We start from the raw sequence: 15,876 nt of genomic DNA, 5'->3' as shown, positions 1-15,876 counted from the left end.
CCACCTCCTACGTAAAATTAAAGATGGTTAATCGTCCGAACTTCAGCCGGATGAAGGTTTGCTTCGATTTTGTCCCGGTCTGATTCATACCACTCCGGAAGCTTTAACTGCTCACCCATCGTCTTGTATGACTCGTCATGTGCAAACCCTGGAGGGTCTGTAGCAATTTCAAACAACAGTTGGCCACGCTCGCGGAAATAAATCGCGTTAAAATACTGACGATCTTGAACTGGAGTCACTTGATATCCAGCATTTGCCACATGCTTTTGCCACTCCACTTGCTCATCATCATCTTTCGCGCGATAAGCAATATGATGTACCGTTCCAGCACCTAGACGACCTGTCCCCACATTGTCAGCATACAAATCAATCGTTCCACCAATGGCTGCGTTCGATGAAAAGCGGATATATCCGTCTTGTTCTCCGACTCGCTCAAACCCCATCGTCTCTTCTAATAATGTTGCGGTTTCTTTAAAGTTAATTGAAAGAAGTGTCGCACCACTAAATCCTTTAATGGCTTCAATTTCGCTTATGCCGTTAAACGGCCACTGACTGTTTCGACCTGATTCTTGTTCCACAAGCGAGAGCTGAAGTCCATGTGGATCTTCAAATTGAAGGTATGTTTGCCCGAAGCGAGTTGTTTCTTCATACGAGACGTTAAATTTCTCAAATCGCTTCTTCCAAAAATCCATCGTTCTCGGTGGAATCGCAAAGTCCGTTCGACCGACTTGCCCTCCACCACTCGCGCCTTTATGAGCACCTGGCCAAGGGAAGAACGTCATAATCGTGCCTGGACTGCCATTGTCATCTCCAAAATACAAATGATACGTCCCTGGATCATCGAAATTAATGGTTTTCTTCACGAGTCGCATACCTAGAAAACCTGCATAAAAATCAACATTTTCCTGAGGATCACCAACGATCGCCGTTATATGATGTATTCCTTTTGTTTTCATACTTAAGCCTCCCTTTGTTTAGGATGTCCAGAGTTAGAAAGGATATTGATTACAACCAATTATATTATCTCTAATTCGAGATAAATAGGTAAAAAAATATGGAATTGATTTATCTCTAATTTGAGATAATCGTAACAAAAAGTCTTGCGATATGTCAAGACTTTCTATCACAACTTTGTTGATTTTCCTAATTTCTTTAGAAGATCAATGGCTTGTTCCTTCTCTTCTGAATCAAGACCTTCCATAATGGACTCAATCGCTTCTACATGACTAGGGAAAATCTCATCCATAAACGAACGGCCTTTTTCCGTTATAGAAACGAACGTAATTCGTCGATCATTTGGACAAGGTTTTCGTTGCGTGTAACCTCTTTTTTTCCAATTTGTCTACGACATACGTAATGGAACTACTTGCAATCAATACTTTTTCTCCGATTTTCTGGACAGGCTGATCTCCTTTATTGTAAAGAAGTTCAATCACTGCGAACTCTGTTGGATTTAACCCGTGTGAGCGAATATCATGTTCAACATTTCTTTTCACTGATTCAAGTGAGCGTGTCATTACAACGAATAGTTTTAGTGCTAAAGCTTGTTCTTGATTCCATTCAGTTGTTGTCATTTTCTAACCACCTTCGTATTCCTCATTATAACACCGTTACTCTCTCACTTCACTAGGTCTCCTCTGTATCATTTAAAGTCATTGACAAGGGAGGACTGAACTCCTACGCTAAACATGAAAAGAGGGATCAACTTGAATAATAAAGAGATTGAGAAGAAAGTTGTCGAGCAGTTCCAGCAAGACGAGAACATGATGATTATGGTGTTTGCTCAGTGGTGTGTGAATCATGACTTAGATCCAATCGAGTTATATGAAAGCGCGTATCCATCGCAACCGATGCATCCAGAACACCGGAAAACGATTGACGATGTCACTGTTCCAAAAGAAGAAGCCGAAGACATTGACACAGCTAGCGTATTATCCGTTCTACAACTATTCAGGAATACTGATTTAGCTGCCGTTGTAGAGGAACAATCGCGCAAAAACAAACCTTCGTCCGATTAAGGCCGAAGGTTTGTTTTTTAGAAGAATAAGAAATGTGCCATGAAGGCGATAATCGGTAGTGTAATTAATGTACGAATAATAAATACCAACACCAAATCTAACAAGTTAAGCGGTAAGTTAGAGCGTAAAATAAGTACACCCACCTCAGACATGTAAACCAACTGTGTCATCGATAAACAAGCGATAACGAATCTCGTCAATTCACTATCAATGCCTGACCCAACATAGCTGGTAAGAACATATCAGCAAACCCAACTACTACTGCAACAGCTGCGTCAGAGGCTTCTGGAATTTGTAGCAATTGCAATAATGGTACGAACGGATACGAAATGATATGGAAAATTTGCGTGTATTCCGCAATGATTAACGCAAGTGTCCCTAAACTCATAACAAGTGGTAGTAGTCCGAACCAAATGTCTAATACATTTTTCGTTCCTTGCTTAAGCATCACACCTGCACTAGGTGTATTTGACGCCTTCGTTACAGCTTTATGATACCCCCATTTAAAGACTGAAGTGTTTTCAGGGACAGGATCTTCTGTTGTGATCTGTTCTGCACGCTCATAATACTTGTCTTTCTTCCATGAAAGAGGAGGAATTCTAGGTGTGATCACTGCTGCTATAAATCCTGCGACACAAACCGTAATATAAAACTGTATGAACATGTGACTAATATCCAAAAACTGCACAATTAGAATACTAAACGCAATTGAAGCAATGTTAAAGTTTGTCGCAATGACCGCAGCTTCACGTCCAGTATAAAATCCCCGTTCATATTGTTGCATCGTAACGAGAACTCCTACCGTACCACTACCAAGCCATGAAACGATCATATCGACCGATGACCGACCAGGAGCGGTAAATAACGGACGCACAATTCTACGTAACAACGTACCGAAAAATTCCATTAAACCGTATTCCGTTAGAATCGGTAAGAACAAACCAGCAAACAAAAACCACGTAAACAATACTGGAACGAGAGATCCAAGAACTTCTCCTCCTGTGGCACTATCCCAAATCCAGCTTGGTCCAATTTGAAAAATAACGATAATCGCAAAGATTGCACCGAGAATTCTCCATACTAACCATACATTACTCACATAAAACAAATCTCGAATAAACCCATTATTCATCATGCCTGTCGGTTGGACTTTTGAGACGATGATTGAACCGACTGCAGAGATAACGAGTAAAATTGTTACAATCATCGGGATGCTTCCACCCATTAACCCTTGTACGTACGAGGCCATAATTCCAACACCGATCGTAACTTCATCACCAACTGGGATTGGAATTAAGAACATACCGATTCCTAAAATAGCAAAAATGATAAAACGCCAATGGCTCGCTTCTTTTACTTGCGTATTCATATGTCCTCCAAGATGTGTAATTTTTCTATGTCATACTAAAACGCAAGAAACGTGCCAAATAATAAAACGATGAACGCTACAATTCGATCCAAAAATAAATCAAATTAAGTTAATTTTGATTTATTTTTGGATCGCGATTTGTTTTTGAATCAATTTTGTACTCTTTTAACTTTCGAACGACAGAAGGTTGGCTCAATCCAAGAAGCTTACTCATTTCGTACGTCGTATTGCACTCATCAAATGCAAGTTGTAACCAATGTTGTTCTACCTTTTTCAACTCTTCTTTTAATTGAAACCCTTCACTTAATAACGGTTCAGCTTCTGAAGCCGGTAGCGAGCGACGTTCTTTTGATTCAAAGATTCCTTTCAAATCTTCCACCGTTACGAGTTCTTCTGAGCTCGTTAACAATAAGCGTGATAAAAAGTTCTCGAGTTCTCGCACGTTCCCAGGCCAGTGATAATGGTAAAGACGTTCTAACACTTGAGGATGGAGCTTTCTCTTCAAATCATAACGCTCATTTATTTCTTCAACCTTTTTAAAGATTAACCCTGGAACGTCTTCACTACGTTCGCGTAATGATGGGACGGTGATTGGAATTACATTAATGCGGTAATACAAATCTTCACGGAACAACCCTTTCTCGACGAGTTGTTCTAAGTTGCGGTTCGTTGCGGCTACAAGGCGGAAATCCACATGTTTCTCGACTCGTCCACCAATTGGAGTGACTTTCTTTTCTTGTAACACTTGCAGTAACTTTCCTTGCATTTGAAGAGGAATATCCCCAATTTCATCAAGAAAAAGCGTTCCCTCGTCTGATAGCTCTACGAGACCGATCCTACCTTGACGATCCGCACCGGTAAATGCCCCTTTTTCATACCCGAACAACTCTGCCTCGAACAGCGTATCAGGAATCGCGCTACAGTTAATCTCGATAAAAGGCCCATCAAGTCGTTTGCTCTCTTTATGAAGCTCACGGGCAAACATACTTTTTCCAACTCCAGATTCCCCGTAAAAGATGACAGAAGCGTCTGACGGGGCTGTACGACTAATCAATGTCTTAATGCGACTAATCGCCTTACTCTCATGAACGATCGAATGAAATGTCTGCTCTCTCGTTCGCAACACATCCAGTTCATTTTGATAACGTTCGCTTTGCACTTGCAAGGACTCGTATTCCTTTTTCATTTCCTGAATCTCAGTGAGGTCATGCGAAACGCTAATGACTCGAACGATCTCTTTTTTTTCTCATCGCGAACGGGAAAAGCTGTTGCCATGACCGTACGACCGGTTACAGTTGCTTGCATTACTTGTTGCTGCTTCCCCGTTTGCATCACAAGTTTCGTAATTGAAGGTTTGAAGACTCCTTCAAGCTCCAACTGTTCGACATTTCTTCCTATTAATTCGTTGTGAGTGACTCCGTAGATTTCCGCACAACTAGGGCTTGCTCGTAGCACATGCCCTGTTCCATCTGTAATCACGATATTATCGGTTGAATGATTGAGCACCGCATCTAGTTCTAAATCTAAGTTGTTCGCCATTCGCACTTCACCTCACTACGAAGTTGGTATAAATATTGCATCTAAAGAGTATTAGATTGTCATAAGGAGTGTTACAGATGTATAAACCAAAAGATTCTTCAACATCCCCACGCTTTAGTGGAGTAAGAACATTCATGCGTTTACCTAATATTAAAACGACCGAAGATATTGATTTCGCTGTACTCGGTGTTCCATTCGACACTGCTGTATCGAATCGAACAGGAGCCCGTTACGGTCCTGCACATATTCGCGATTTTAGCGTTTTGTTGCGACCATATAACGCATCCCAAGATATTAACATCTTCGATCATTGTTCTGGTGTAGATTATGGTGACATTGATATTATCCCAGGTAACATTCACCGTACATACGAACGGATTCAAGAAGGGCTAAAACCTTTGCTCGATAAAGAAATTCGTCCGATTATTCTCGGTGGCGATCATTCAACATCCCTCGGTACGCTACGTGCATTTAAAGAAAAATACGGTCCTGTCGCACTCGTTCACTTTGATTCACATAGCGATACGTGGGACAACTACTTTGGCGAAAAATACATGCACGGTACCCCATTCCGTCGAGCGGTTGAAGAAGGCTTGATCGACGTGGATCACTCGATTCAAGTCGGTTTGCGCGGTCCGCTCTATGGTCCAGAAGACGTGACCGATCCACGTGACCTCGGATTTGAAACGATTTTAATGGATGAAGTTCATGAACTTGGTGTTGAAAACGTATTAAAGCGCATCCACAAGCGTGCTGCTGGTGCACCTGTTTTCGTTTCTTTTGATATCGATTTTGTTGATCCTGCGTATGCGCCAGGGACAGGAACACCCGAAGTTGGCGGCCCTACAAGTCATGAGGCACTTCAATACGTTCGTGGTTTGAAAGGCTTGAACATCTTAGGCTTTGACCTTGTAGAAGTGCTCCCTGCATACGACAACGGAGACGTTACCGCAGCGCTTGCTTCAGCTGTAGCGTTCGAAATGATCTCTCTTGTTGCCTTAGAAAAAGCTGGACGTTTGTAAACGCATTATCTTTCATAATCCAAAGAAAAGCAATGGGAGCGGTCTCCCATTGCTTTTCTTAAACATTCCGATATACACGACTGTAAAAGCGCATCTCAGCCATCGCTGTTACGAACTCATTAACAAATGTACTTGCTTCTCGCTCGACAATCACACCGGGCTTACCGCTAATGTTCATTTGTTCAATGATCACCGCGCCTTCTTCCGTTGCACCGATTGGTTTGAAATGATTGTATGTGTCGCGCACAAAGTTTCTCGTTTTCCTCATGAAATAACGACTCGGATCACTTCCACCAATGACGTACAACCCATCATATAGAAGAGGTGACCCTGTTAGGAATGTCTCATCAATGGAGTACTTAACGCCATCTGATCCTTCGACATCTCCAAGTCGCTCCCCGACAAAAACGAGTTCTAGTCCAGCTTCCTCTAACTCACTTAAAACGTATTTCGTTTCATCTCCATCAAATCCATCAGCAATGAGCACACCCACTCTCAATGTGTTCGGATAGCGTGGTTGGTTCATTAAGCTTAAAGCAGCAGATGATTGTTGCACCGAAACTTGAGAAACATTCGGTCGCTTCACCCCTACTTCTTTCGCAACGAGCGCCGCAAGCTCGTGGTCAATTTTACCGAGCATATTCACAACACGTTGGCGAACTTCAACCGTTTCGACTTTTCCAAGCTCAAATGAAAAAGCTTGAATGATATGATCTTTCTCAACAGGCTCATACTGTTCCAGAAAAGCCGTGCTTGAGAATAGTGATCTTCAAAACTAGGAGCCGTCTTCCGAACTTTAATACCTTCTACGGTTGATGGGTACGTACTAAATCCACCTTCTCGTGGTGGCACTTCTTTCGGCGTATTACCCGCCAAATAATTTTTATGGTAGGCGACTTGACCTTTATTAATCGTAATACGGCCTTGACCGTCTCGTTGATTGTTATGGATCGGACAGACAGGGCGGTTGATCGGGAGTTCTTGATAATTTGTACCGACGCGATACAACTGAGTATCAGCATAGGAAAAGACTCTCCCATGAAGGAGCGGGTCATTTGAGAAATCGATGCCCGGCACGATCTGCCTGGATGCAGTGCACTTTGTTCCGTTTCAGCAAATACGTTATTAACATTGCGATTCAACGTCATTTTACCGACGATTTGAACAGGTACTTCTTCTTCTGGCCATAGTTTCGTCGCATCTAAAATATCGAAATCAAACATGAACTCATCATCTTCGGATATAATTTGCAAACCGAGCTCATATTCAACGAAGTTGCCCATTTCAATATTGTTATACAAATCCCGTCGATGAAAGTCCGGGTCTGCGCCTCCGAGTTTTTGCGCTTCATCCCAGATGAACGAATGGGCGCCAAGCACTGGTTTCCAATGAAACTTCACAAAATGCGAAGTCCCTTCCCGGTTAACAAGTCGAAACGTGTGGACCCCAAATCCTTCCATCATCCGAAAGCTTCGTGGGATTGTTCTATCAGACATAATCCACATCATCATATGAGCTGATTCAGTATTGCTACCGATAAAATCCCAAAACGTATCATGAGCGGTTTGACCTTGAGGAAATTCAGTGTGTGGCTCAGGCTTTACAGCATGGATCAAATCTGGGAACTTAATGCTATCTTGAATAAAGAAAACAGGTATATTGTTGCCAACAAGGTCAAAGTTCCCTTCATCTGTATAGAACTTCGTCGCAAATCCTCGTACGTCTCGATTCGTTTCATTTGCCCCTCGTGATCCTGCGACTTGCGAAAACCGAACAAACACCGGTGTAATTTTGTTTGGATCTTGTAAAAACGACGCTTTCGTTAAATGAGCCAACGATTTATACACTTGGAATTCTCCGTGCGCTCCGTAACCTCTTGCATGCACGACTCGTTCTGGGATCCGTTCCCGATCAAAATGAGCGAGTTTCTCTTGAAACAAAAAGTCTTCATGTAAAGTCGGTCCACGCAGACCTGCTTTTAATGTATTTTCGTCGTTAGAAATCTTCGTTCCTTCATTTGAAGACATTTCCTTTCCTTTATTATCTTGTGTAAATTTATCTAACTGATCGTCTTTGTCATTCCAATAACGGTCTTGATCTTTCGCCAACGTACACACCTCCCTCCTATATCTATATTAGAAGGGAATTCTCATATGCACGCTTACTCATACATTTCAGCTTCAACATCCCAAACGTTTTGTTGTTTTCGTAACATCACAATTTGTCCGATATGATAACCCGTATGAATAACCATATTCGCGACCATCATCGCCCACGTTTCATCTGTATATTCACTAATTTGTTGCTCCCATTCCCATTCTTCTGTTTCTTGAATGACTTGCATCCAATCGTCCATAATTGTTGTGATTGTCGCAACAGTGACTTCCCAATCCATCTCTGTCCCAGAAACAAATGTATCTTCATTCCGTTCTTCAATCGGTGGTACAGGTTCACCTTGAAAACGGTCCAGACATCGACCATTGTAGGTAATTAAGTGATTCACAATCTCATGGATGCTATGAAGATCAACACGCTCTTTCCAATTTGCTTGTGCCTCGTTCACCCCAGCTAATGCTTGTTGCAAACACGCAAACCAATGGTTCTCATCATGACATGCCGACAATTGTCTGAGAAAAACCTGCTGTGCTCCCATGCGCCACTGTACCCCTTCCATATCGCTTTAAAGAATACCTATTCCACATCGATTACAATTTTCCTGCTACATTTCCATGAACCGACTCAACGACCATGACATACAATAGACTATTACCTAGTTAGAAAGGGAGTGCAATGATGCCTCGTGAAAGTTATCATCTATGGCGAAACAGTCGTAGCAACACACGTCAACGCCACGGAAAAAAGCGACACGGATATCGAGTAGAAATCAACAACAATTTAATTAACGGTCCCGGAGTTGTTGGTGGAGGTCAAACCCCTACAGTCCCTACTACCCCAACACCGCCGACAGTTCCAACATTCCCAACAGCACCTACAACTACGAATGGATAACAAAAACCCACGGGCAAAATGTCCGTGGTTTGTTATGAGCTCATCGATTCTCCACCATCAACGTGTAGCACTTGACCTGTTACATGTCTTGAGTCATCAGAAGCCAAATACACATACGTTGGCGCTAACTCAAAAGGCTGGGCCATTCGATCAAAAAGGTTTAAACCGTGCAATGCATTTTCATCTGAAGAAAAACTTGCAGGAATGAGTGGCGTCCAAATCTTGCCTGGGGCAACTGCATTAACACGAATCTTCTTTGGGGCAACATTTCGTGCTAACGCCCGTGTAAAACCGACAATCGCGCCTTTCGTTGCGGTATAATCCATCAGTCTTGCTTCACCAACATACGTAACGACCGATGCTGTATTAATAATTGCATCTCCCGCTTGTAAATGAGGTACCGCCTCCCGAGTCGTATAAAAATGGGAGTATATATTGATCTTGAACGTTTCATCAAATTGTTCGTCACTAATATCCATGATTTCATTTTGATGAAATTGAATGCCAACGTTATTGACGAGTATGTTTAATCCACCAAAGGTTTGGATTGTTTCTTGTACAATTCTTTTACACTGTTCTTTATCACTAAGATCACCCGGCAACAACAGGCATTGTTGCCCTAATTGTTCTATTCGGTGCTTCGTACGATTGGCATCGTCATGTTCATCCAAATAAGAGATTGCAACATCGGCACCTTCTTTTGCATAGCTAATCGCTGTTGCAGCTCCGATTCCACTATCTCCACCGGTAATGAGCGCAACTCTACCTCGTAGTTTTCCACTACCTTTATCATTTGGGTTCTCCACAATGGGTCTTGGCACCATCACATCTTCAATACCAGGTTGGCGTAATTGACGTTGCTCAGGTTGAGCTAAAGGAATTTCTTCATAGCGCTTTATTGTACCAAGGTTCGGATACTGAGGATATGGATCAATGACTAAATTCTCTTCGTACCAGCGCTGATACTCACGGATTTCTTCCATTTGCTCCTGAGATAATTTACCACTCACAAACGACCAACTCCTTCTTCCTCAGCTTATGCTGGCACATGCGGATGTGAAAGAAGTCAAGCTCAAGTTACGTGTTAAAGCGTAACGTACGATATGGAGGTGTTTCGATGAATTCCATTGAGTTTTTCCCAGAAGTTACTCGCCTTTTTGAAACGAGCCCTAAGTCACTCGTGATGAACTATACAGACCATGAGTTCCTGGTACCTTCGAGCTCTTTTCGTCCACCTTACTACACAGAAGCACGATACGAACCTTACTATTCGGATGTCTAGGAGACCCAAAAAAGACAAGTCGCCAAACAGGCCACTTGTCTTTTACTTAAGGGTTTCGCTCAAATGTCGCTTTCGCTAATTGGGTAATCGTCATATCGTCCATCGGTGGGTTGTGTAAACCTGCACGTACGTCCCGATAATACCGCCCTAACGGATTACCTGTTGCAAGACTTCTCGCACCAACAACACGCATTGAAAGATCGACAATCGTTTGCGCGTCATTTACGACACTATGTTTCACGGCACCCAGTTCAAGCTTCATATCGTTCCGCTCTTCATCGGAGCTTTCATCCCATTTTTTTTGATACTGCATAGAGAAAATGCCGATTTCTAACACGCAACAGTTCAGCTTCACCGATCTTTTGTTGCACGTTTGGCAAGTCGGCAATTGTACCGTCAATGCTATTCGGGGAGTAATTGTTCGCGGCACTTGCGCTATATGATAAAGCTGCCGTAGCGATTCCTAAATACGTAACTGGAATATGCAGAAGCCACCCTGCAGCGTCTTTAAAGCCTGGGGTTAACGTTTCGACGTAATCTTTGTCACGGACAATCACACGGTTTAAGATTAAATCATCACTGCCAGTTGCTCGCATCCCGAGCGTATCCCATGTATTCTTCACAAGAACTCCATCGAGATCACGGCGAATGAGGAAGTTCCCTACCTCATCACGACCTTCAATCGCAGCACTCACGACGAAATAATCGAGTGTCGGCGCCAGTGTCGTAAACGTTTTCCGTCCTGTAATTTCGTATCCACCGTCCACTTTGACTGCGGTTGTCTCAGGTTTCCCTCCTCTTGTTGGGCTACCTGTGGCCGGTTCGCTCGCAGCATTGTTAAGAAGCGCTCCATTTTCTATGACATCGCTGACCACTTCTCGGTACACTTCATCGTCCCACGTTCCTTTTTCACCGAGAGTCATAATAATTCCCATGTGCCAACCGATCGATAATGCCGTCGAGCCGTCAGCCTTCGCGATGATTTCCTGAAGCTCTAGCAATTCGGTAAGCGAAATCCCCTTACCCCCATATTCTTTTGGTACACTTAATCCTGGGTAGCGAATTTCTTTCAGGGTAGTAAAGTTCTCGTGGGGAAAGCTACCTTCAGCGTCGTGTTGATGCGCACGTTCTGCGAACGTTTCTACCGTTTTTGCTAAAAACTCTTTCCGCTCTTCTTGGTTGCTTAAAGCGAACATGTCCGACATCACTTTCTCAACTCCTTTCTGTAAATAATACTAAATCCATCTGAATAATGCACCTACAGTGAATTAGAAGTTCATGATAAAATAGTGAAACTTACCTAGATACTAAATCGTATCAATTAAGTAGAAGAAAGGAGCGTTATGAATGACAGTCGTACTCATCGTTTTGCTTTTAATCGTAATTGGAGCTGCCGCAGCGATCGGTATATTCTGGTTCAGCTCGTACAACCGTCTTGTGAAATATCGAATGTGGGCGGAGGAAAGCTGGGCACAAATTGACAACATGCTTAAACAACGCTATGACATGATTCCAAATCTTGTTAACACCGTAAAAGGATACGCCAAACACGAACAAGAAACGTTAACACAAGTCATCGAGAAACGGAATCAAATGCAAGATTCAAATGTGTCACGTAATGAGCAAATGCATGCAAACAATGAAGCGGAACAAATGCTCGGTCGTTTATTTGCTTTACGTGAGGATTACCCCGATTTAAAAGCAAATGAAAACTTTATGCACTTACAACAAGAACTGACTTCAATGGAGCGTAAGCTCGCCTATGCAAGACAAACGTACAATTCAACCGTTCGCGACTATAACATCGCCGTGCAATCGATTCCGACGAACTTCGTTGCAAATGTACACAACTTCCTGCAATATGAAATGCTTGAAACGCCGGAAGAAGAGCGTGAAAATGTAAAAGTAGAATTTTAAGGCGGGTCGCCATGAATCGATTAAAACAAATTCAACATAATAAAAGAAAAACCGTCGTCATTGTTACTGGCTTTATTTTATTCGTTCTATTTGTAGGGGCGGCTCTTACGTACAGCTTGTACGGTGAGATCTTTACAGGCTTATTAATGGCACTTGTTATTGGTGGCGGCTATAGTGCAATGATGATCTTCAGCAGTACGAACGTCGTTATGCGGATGAACCATGCCCAAGAAATTACAGAGCGCTCCCAAAACATTCAACTTTGGGAGATGGTTGATAATATGGCGATGGTTGCGCGCATCGAAAAGCCACGACTATTCATTATTAAAGATAATAGTCCAAATGCTTTCGCAACCGGAACTTCACCAAAGAACGGTGCGGTTGCGGTAACGACAGGTTTAATGGACCACTTAAACCACGATGAACTTGAAGGTGTTATTGCACACGAAGTTGCCCACATTAAAAATTACGACATTCGATTATCAACGATTGCAGTGGCGCTCGTTTCAGCTGTTGCCATATTATCTGATCTTGGTATGCGTATGATGTTCTTCTCACGTGGTGGCAATAATAAGCAGCATCCGTTCGTTTTGATATTAGCTCTAGCGTTAGTGATTTTATCACCGCTCATTGCTGTGCTCATTCAAATGGCAATTTCAAGAAACCGTGAATATCTTGCCGATGCTAGTGCAGCAGAACTCACGAGAAACCCTGAAGCACTCGCCTCAGCACTGCAAAAGATTACTGGTGTTGACACACCGGTACGAGAAGCGTCAAGTAGCTCAGCATCACTTTATTTCGCAGACCCCTTAAAGAAAAAAAAGTAACGGGGTTGTTTTCAACTCACCCAGACCCGAAAGAACGAATTGAACGGTTAATGCAAATGTAGGAAGAAGCGAAAAATTCGCTTCTTTCTTTTTTTCATAGTAAAACGATCGCTTTTGTGGAATAATAGATTAAGTTTGTAGAAAAAGGAGCTCAGATCTAGATGTTCGCACAAGTTAACGGAACACGATTATTCTTTGATGTTGAAGGATCAAGTTACGTACCCGAAGGTCCAACGATGAAAAAAAGACCCGTCTGCATCGCAATCCACGGGGGACCTGGAAGTGATCATTCCGATTTCAAACCGTGGTTAAGTCCACTTCAAGATACAATGCAAATCATTTACGTTGATTTGCGAAACAATGGCCAATCTGAACGCGTTGACTTAGAAACGTGCACGATGGAAACGATGGCTGATGACATTGAAGCTCTTCGTAAGTATTTAGGATTGGACAAAGTCTTCGTACTCGGTCATTCTTTCGGTGGTATGATCGCTCAAATTCTCGCTGTCCGTCATCCACAAGCGATTGAGAAATTATTCCTTATTAATACCGCTCCAAGTCATCACTTTTATGAAGATGCTTTAGCATTTGCAAAGCAAGTGGCAACACCGAGACAGTTGGAGCTAATTCCACAACTGTTCGAAGGTAACCTTGAAAGTGAAGAAGCTCAAATTGAGTGGTGGGCAGAAAACTACGGTCTCTATTTCTATCATCAAGATGAAAAGATCATGTACGAAACAGGACACCGCCCGATTGAATCGCTAGGCATTAGTAATTATACGTTTAAACATATCATGCCTCATTACGATTACCGTGACGAGATCACGGCAATTAAAGCACCTGTATTTATCGCATCTGGTCGTCATGATTGGATTACACCAACGTCTCAATCAGAAGTCATGAACCAACTCATCCCGAATTCAACGCTTTACGTCTATGAAAAAAGTGGTCATAACCCGTTTATCGAAGAACAAGAACAGTTTCTATCTGATATTCGCCACTTCGTAACGAAGGAGGACTGAGTATGAGCGCTGAAATCCTCGTCATTTTGCTCGTCGCCGCCGTATACTTCGGTGGTCTCTTATACGTTGGATTTAAACTTTCGAAGACGATGCACTCGCTTGATGATTATATTTTAGGCGGACGGAACTTGCCTTGGTTCGTCCTCACCCTAACGTTTGCTGCAACAGTCGCCAATACAGCTACAGTCATGGGGCAACCTGGCTTTGCCTACTCTAGCGGATTTACATACGTATTCTGGGCGGCACTCTCTGCAACGACTATCGGAATTATTTTACTGAGCCGTTTCGGTGCACGGTTACGTGCAATGAACTTAACGACCATTAGTGACCTTGCAACCGCTCGTTTTGGGAACAGTCGCCGAGTCGAAGTATTAATGAGTGTCTGGCAAGTCAGCTGGGGGATTTTCATTATCGGTATGTCCCTCTTTGGGGTCTCGCTGATCATTGAGGTCATTACCGGCATTTCTTGGGCGTATAGCATCGGTCCAATCGCCATCGTAACGATTCTTTATACGATGACCGGTGGACTAAAAGCCGTCGTATTAACTGACGCATTGCAAATGCTCATTATCGTACTTGGAGTTACGTCATTGTTCTTAATGCTTACGTTCCAGCACGGGTTCTTTACGAATTTTATGAGCGATTACGTAGGTGGTGATGGGTTTACACTCTCCTCAACTGCTGAAGAGCTGACGTTATTCCCTGGATTTACGGATTTATTTACGTTACCACCTGAAATGACGCTGTTTGCGTTAATCGCCTACATTATAGCGACGTCTTTTTGGATTCCAGTCGACCTTGGCTTCGTACAACGGTCGCTTGCTGCAAAATCAGTCAAAGACAGTCGCCGCGGTGTGTACAGCTTCTTCGCGTTAGATTGGTTTAACGCTTGGATTCTCGTATTAATCGGAGCTTACGGTGCCGTATTGTTACCTGGACTTGTGAACACCGATGAAGTTGTCATTCGACTCGTCCAAGACACATTGCCGCTCATTGGTGCTGCACTCGTCGTGACAGCTGTTGCAGCCGCTGCCATGTCGACCATTTCAACGTATTTGAACGCAGGTAGCGGTATTATCGTTCATAACATCTTAAAAAAAGATCAAACCAGCCATGACCGACCGTCAGCAGTTAAAGTACACACGTGTGTTTACAGCGGTCATCGGCATCGTTGCGATCGGTTTCGGTCCATTTATTTCTTCTAACGGTATTGTCATTGCCGCTGTTGGAATCCAAATTATCTTGATTTCAACGATTGTCCCGCTCGTCTTCCTCGCTTTGTACTGGAAGAAGATGACGGAGAAAGCTGCCTTTTGGGGCTGTCTCATTACGTCAACTGCCACAATTGGTATGATTATTCAAGTCGGTGGTGTGTGGGAAGCATTTGCAGGTAGCGGTTTTCTTGATATTCCTGTGATATTATGGGGTCTACTACTCGCCTTTACGCTTTACATCGGTATTAGTCTCATCGACCGTACCGATGGGCAGTCACTCATGTCCAAAGAGTGTAAAGCGATGTTTGCCAACAAAGAAACCGTCGATTCAAATAAAGACATTATTGTTCTTGGTGGCGTATGGGTCGGTCTATTTGCGATCATGCTAATCAATCGTTATTCGACTGAACCCACTGCTTTTCCACCGTTATCAGGACCATTTAGCATCGTGACAGATCTTGTTTTCATTGCAATAAGCATTGCGATCTCGATTTTTGCTATTTATCTCGTAACGAAAGTGATTGCTCATGTAAAAGAAGAGTTTTTTTGCTAAATCTTAACGAGTTTCTCGCCCAAGTTGTTTGGGCGAGTTTTTTTTGTTATGATGTTTTTATTCTTTTGTCTATGAATTCTAGCAATTCCCGCACAATGGTTAAA

General features: G+C 42.9%; 16 protein-coding genes and 3 pseudogenes. 9 read left to right on the top strand and 10 right to left on the bottom strand.

The features are described 5' to 3' along the window. Positions 1-17: 17 nt before the first annotated feature. Positions 18-956, bottom strand: a complete 939-nt coding sequence (locus tag JCM19055_RS03895; RefSeq protein WP_042358635.1) for a ring-cleaving dioxygenase — start codon at positions 954-956, stop codon at positions 18-20. Between the two features lie 167 nt (positions 957-1,123). Then, positions 1,124-1,574, bottom strand: a pseudogene (locus JCM19055_RS25120) (MarR family winged helix-turn-helix transcriptional regulator). 189 nt (positions 1,575-1,763) lie between these two features. Here JCM19055_RS25120 and JCM19055_RS03885 point away from each other — a divergent pair. Then, positions 1,764-2,018, top strand: a complete 255-nt coding sequence (locus JCM19055_RS03885; protein WP_265181804.1) for a hypothetical protein — start codon at positions 1,764-1,766, stop codon at positions 2,016-2,018. 196 nt (positions 2,019-2,214) lie between these two features. Here JCM19055_RS03885 and JCM19055_RS03880 read toward each other — a convergent pair whose 3' ends face one another. The 3 genes from JCM19055_RS03880 to JCM19055_RS28380 form a co-directional block, all read right to left on the bottom strand. Then, the gene (locus tag JCM19055_RS03880) at positions 2,215-3,387 is read right to left on the bottom strand and encodes a YjiH family protein (protein WP_370542980.1); all 1,173 of its coding nucleotides are present in this window, start codon (positions 3,385-3,387) and stop codon (positions 2,215-2,217) included. Positions 3,388-3,496: 109 nt separating this feature from the next. Continuing rightward, positions 3,497-4,573: a sigma-54-dependent Fis family transcriptional regulator gene (locus tag JCM19055_RS03875; RefSeq protein WP_265181768.1), complete on the bottom strand. Its 1,077-nt coding sequence runs from the start codon at positions 4,571-4,573 to the stop codon at positions 3,497-3,499. Next, complete coding sequence (locus JCM19055_RS28380; protein ID WP_265181767.1) at positions 4,570-4,926, bottom strand: PAS domain S-box protein; 357 nt, start codon at positions 4,924-4,926, stop codon at positions 4,570-4,572. Before JCM19055_RS28380 ends, JCM19055_RS03875 begins: the two co-directional genes overlap by 4 nt. A gap of 77 nt (positions 4,927-5,003) precedes the next feature. Here JCM19055_RS28380 and speB point away from each other — a divergent pair, with 77 nt between their 5' ends. After that, on the top strand, positions 5,004-5,948 hold the full coding sequence (speB, locus tag JCM19055_RS03870) for an agmatinase (RefSeq protein ID WP_042358628.1): 945 nt from the start codon (positions 5,004-5,006) through the stop codon (positions 5,946-5,948). Between the two features lie 58 nt (positions 5,949-6,006). On the opposite strand, the pseudogene JCM19055_RS03865 reads toward speB, so the two are convergent. Continuing rightward, positions 6,007-8,056, bottom strand: a pseudogene (locus JCM19055_RS03865) (catalase). Between the two features lie 53 nt (positions 8,057-8,109). Then, positions 8,110-8,601: a DinB family protein gene (locus JCM19055_RS03860; protein WP_042358624.1), complete on the bottom strand. Its 492-nt coding sequence runs from the start codon at positions 8,599-8,601 to the stop codon at positions 8,110-8,112. Between the two features lie 140 nt (positions 8,602-8,741). On the opposite strand from JCM19055_RS03860, the gene JCM19055_RS03855 reads away from it, so the two are divergent. Then, on the top strand, positions 8,742-8,957 hold the full coding sequence (locus JCM19055_RS03855) for a hypothetical protein (RefSeq protein ID WP_042358620.1): 216 nt from the start codon (positions 8,742-8,744) through the stop codon (positions 8,955-8,957). Between the two features lie 32 nt (positions 8,958-8,989). On the opposite strand, the gene JCM19055_RS03850 is transcribed toward JCM19055_RS03855, so the two are convergent. After that, a complete protein-coding gene (locus JCM19055_RS03850; protein ID WP_042358744.1) occupies positions 8,990-9,940 on the bottom strand; it encodes an SDR family oxidoreductase in 951 nt (316 codons plus the stop codon). A 134-nt stretch (positions 9,941-10,074) separates the two neighbouring features. On the opposite strand from JCM19055_RS03850, the gene JCM19055_RS27035 reads away from it, so the two are divergent. Continuing rightward, the gene (locus tag JCM19055_RS27035; protein ID WP_193745299.1) at positions 10,075-10,239 is read left to right on the top strand and encodes a hypothetical protein; all 165 of its coding nucleotides are present in this window, start codon (positions 10,075-10,077) and stop codon (positions 10,237-10,239) included. A 46-nt stretch (positions 10,240-10,285) separates the two neighbouring features. Here the strand turns inward: JCM19055_RS27035 and JCM19055_RS31200 are convergent, their stop codons facing one another. Continuing rightward, complete coding sequence (locus JCM19055_RS31200) at positions 10,286-10,501, bottom strand: acyl-CoA dehydrogenase family protein (RefSeq protein ID WP_370542979.1); 216 nt, start codon at positions 10,499-10,501, stop codon at positions 10,286-10,288. Positions 10,502-10,526: 25 nt separating this feature from the next. After that, the gene (locus JCM19055_RS03845; RefSeq protein ID WP_370542995.1) at positions 10,527-11,444 is read right to left on the bottom strand and encodes an acyl-CoA dehydrogenase family protein; all 918 of its coding nucleotides are present in this window, start codon (positions 11,442-11,444) and stop codon (positions 10,527-10,529) included. A gap of 142 nt (positions 11,445-11,586) precedes the next feature. On the opposite strand from JCM19055_RS03845, the gene JCM19055_RS03840 reads away from it, so the two are divergent. The 5 genes and pseudogenes from JCM19055_RS03840 to JCM19055_RS03820 all read left to right on the top strand — a co-directional run bounded on the left by JCM19055_RS03840 (position 11,587) and on the right by JCM19055_RS03820 (position 15,772). Further along, positions 11,587-12,156 carry a LemA family protein gene (locus tag JCM19055_RS03840; RefSeq protein ID WP_042358619.1) on the top strand — a complete coding sequence of 190 codons (570 nt, stop codon included), beginning with the start codon at positions 11,587-11,589 and terminating at the stop codon, positions 12,154-12,156. An 11-nt stretch (positions 12,157-12,167) separates the two neighbouring features. Then, positions 12,168-13,045, top strand: a pseudogene (gene htpX, locus JCM19055_RS03835) (zinc metalloprotease HtpX). Between the two features lie 99 nt (positions 13,046-13,144). Beyond that, complete coding sequence (locus JCM19055_RS03830; protein ID WP_042358616.1) at positions 13,145-14,005, top strand: alpha/beta fold hydrolase; 861 nt, start codon at positions 13,145-13,147, stop codon at positions 14,003-14,005. A gap of 2 nt (positions 14,006-14,007) precedes the next feature. Then, a complete protein-coding gene (locus JCM19055_RS03825; RefSeq protein ID WP_042358613.1) occupies positions 14,008-15,210 on the top strand; it encodes a sodium:solute symporter in 1,203 nt (400 codons plus the stop codon). Then, a complete protein-coding gene (locus tag JCM19055_RS03820; RefSeq protein ID WP_152549736.1) occupies positions 15,119-15,772 on the top strand; it encodes a hypothetical protein in 654 nt (217 codons plus the stop codon). The genes JCM19055_RS03825 and JCM19055_RS03820 overlap by 92 nt, the downstream gene beginning before the upstream one ends. Positions 15,773-15,876: the final 104 nt, after the last annotated feature.

This window comes from Geomicrobium sp. JCM 19055 (assembly GCF_000698185.1).
GTDB classification, from domain to species: Bacteria; Bacillota; Bacilli; order Bacillales; family Marinococcaceae; genus Geomicrobium_A; species Geomicrobium_A sediminis.
Note: the sequence above shows the minus strand (reverse complement) of the source record. Positions and strands in the feature narration are given on the sequence as shown.

Bases quoted from the DNA above. Each gene is read 5' to 3' on its own strand.
- JCM19055_RS03825 (WP_042358613.1), top strand. From the start codon at position 14,008: ATGAGCGCTGAAATCCTCGTCATTTTGCTCGTCGCCGCCGTATACTTC.
- JCM19055_RS03840 (WP_042358619.1), top strand. From the start codon at position 11,587: ATGACAGTCGTACTCATCGTTTTGCTTTTAATCGTAATTGGAGCTGCC.
- JCM19055_RS28380 (WP_265181767.1), bottom strand. From the start codon at position 4,926: ATGGCGAACAACTTAGATTTAGAACTAGATGCGGTGCTCAATCATTCA.
- JCM19055_RS27035 (WP_193745299.1), top strand. From the start codon at position 10,075: ATGAATTCCATTGAGTTTTTCCCAGAAGTTACTCGCCTTTTTGAAACG.
- JCM19055_RS03820 (WP_152549736.1), top strand. From the start codon at position 15,119: ATGACCGACCGTCAGCAGTTAAAGTACACACGTGTGTTTACAGCGGTC.
- JCM19055_RS03885 (WP_265181804.1), top strand. From the start codon at position 1,764: ATGATGATTATGGTGTTTGCTCAGTGGTGTGTGAATCATGACTTAGAT.
- speB (WP_042358628.1), top strand. From the start codon at position 5,004: ATGTATAAACCAAAAGATTCTTCAACATCCCCACGCTTTAGTGGAGTA.
- JCM19055_RS03875 (WP_265181768.1), bottom strand. From the start codon at position 4,573: ATGAAAAAGGAATACGAGTCCTTGCAAGTGCAAAGCGAACGTTATCAA.
- JCM19055_RS03860 (WP_042358624.1), bottom strand. From the start codon at position 8,601: ATGGGAGCACAGCAGGTTTTTCTCAGACAATTGTCGGCATGTCATGAT.
- JCM19055_RS31200 (WP_370542979.1), bottom strand. From the start codon at position 10,501: ATGAAGCTTGAACTGGGTGCCGTGAAACATAGTGTCGTAAATGACGCG.
- JCM19055_RS03895 (WP_042358635.1), bottom strand. From the start codon at position 956: ATGAAAACAAAAGGAATACATCATATAACGGCGATCGTTGGTGATCCT.
- JCM19055_RS03845 (WP_370542995.1), bottom strand. From the start codon at position 11,444: ATGTCGGACATGTTCGCTTTAAGCAACCAAGAAGAGCGGAAAGAGTTT.
- JCM19055_RS03830 (WP_042358616.1), top strand. From the start codon at position 13,145: ATGTTCGCACAAGTTAACGGAACACGATTATTCTTTGATGTTGAAGGA.
- JCM19055_RS03855 (WP_042358620.1), top strand. From the start codon at position 8,742: ATGCCTCGTGAAAGTTATCATCTATGGCGAAACAGTCGTAGCAACACA.
- JCM19055_RS03880 (WP_370542980.1), bottom strand. From the start codon at position 3,387: ATGAATACGCAAGTAAAAGAAGCGAGCCATTGGCGTTTTATCATTTTT.
- JCM19055_RS03850 (WP_042358744.1), bottom strand. From the start codon at position 9,940: ATGGAAGAAATCCGTGAGTATCAGCGCTGGTACGAAGAGAATTTAGTC.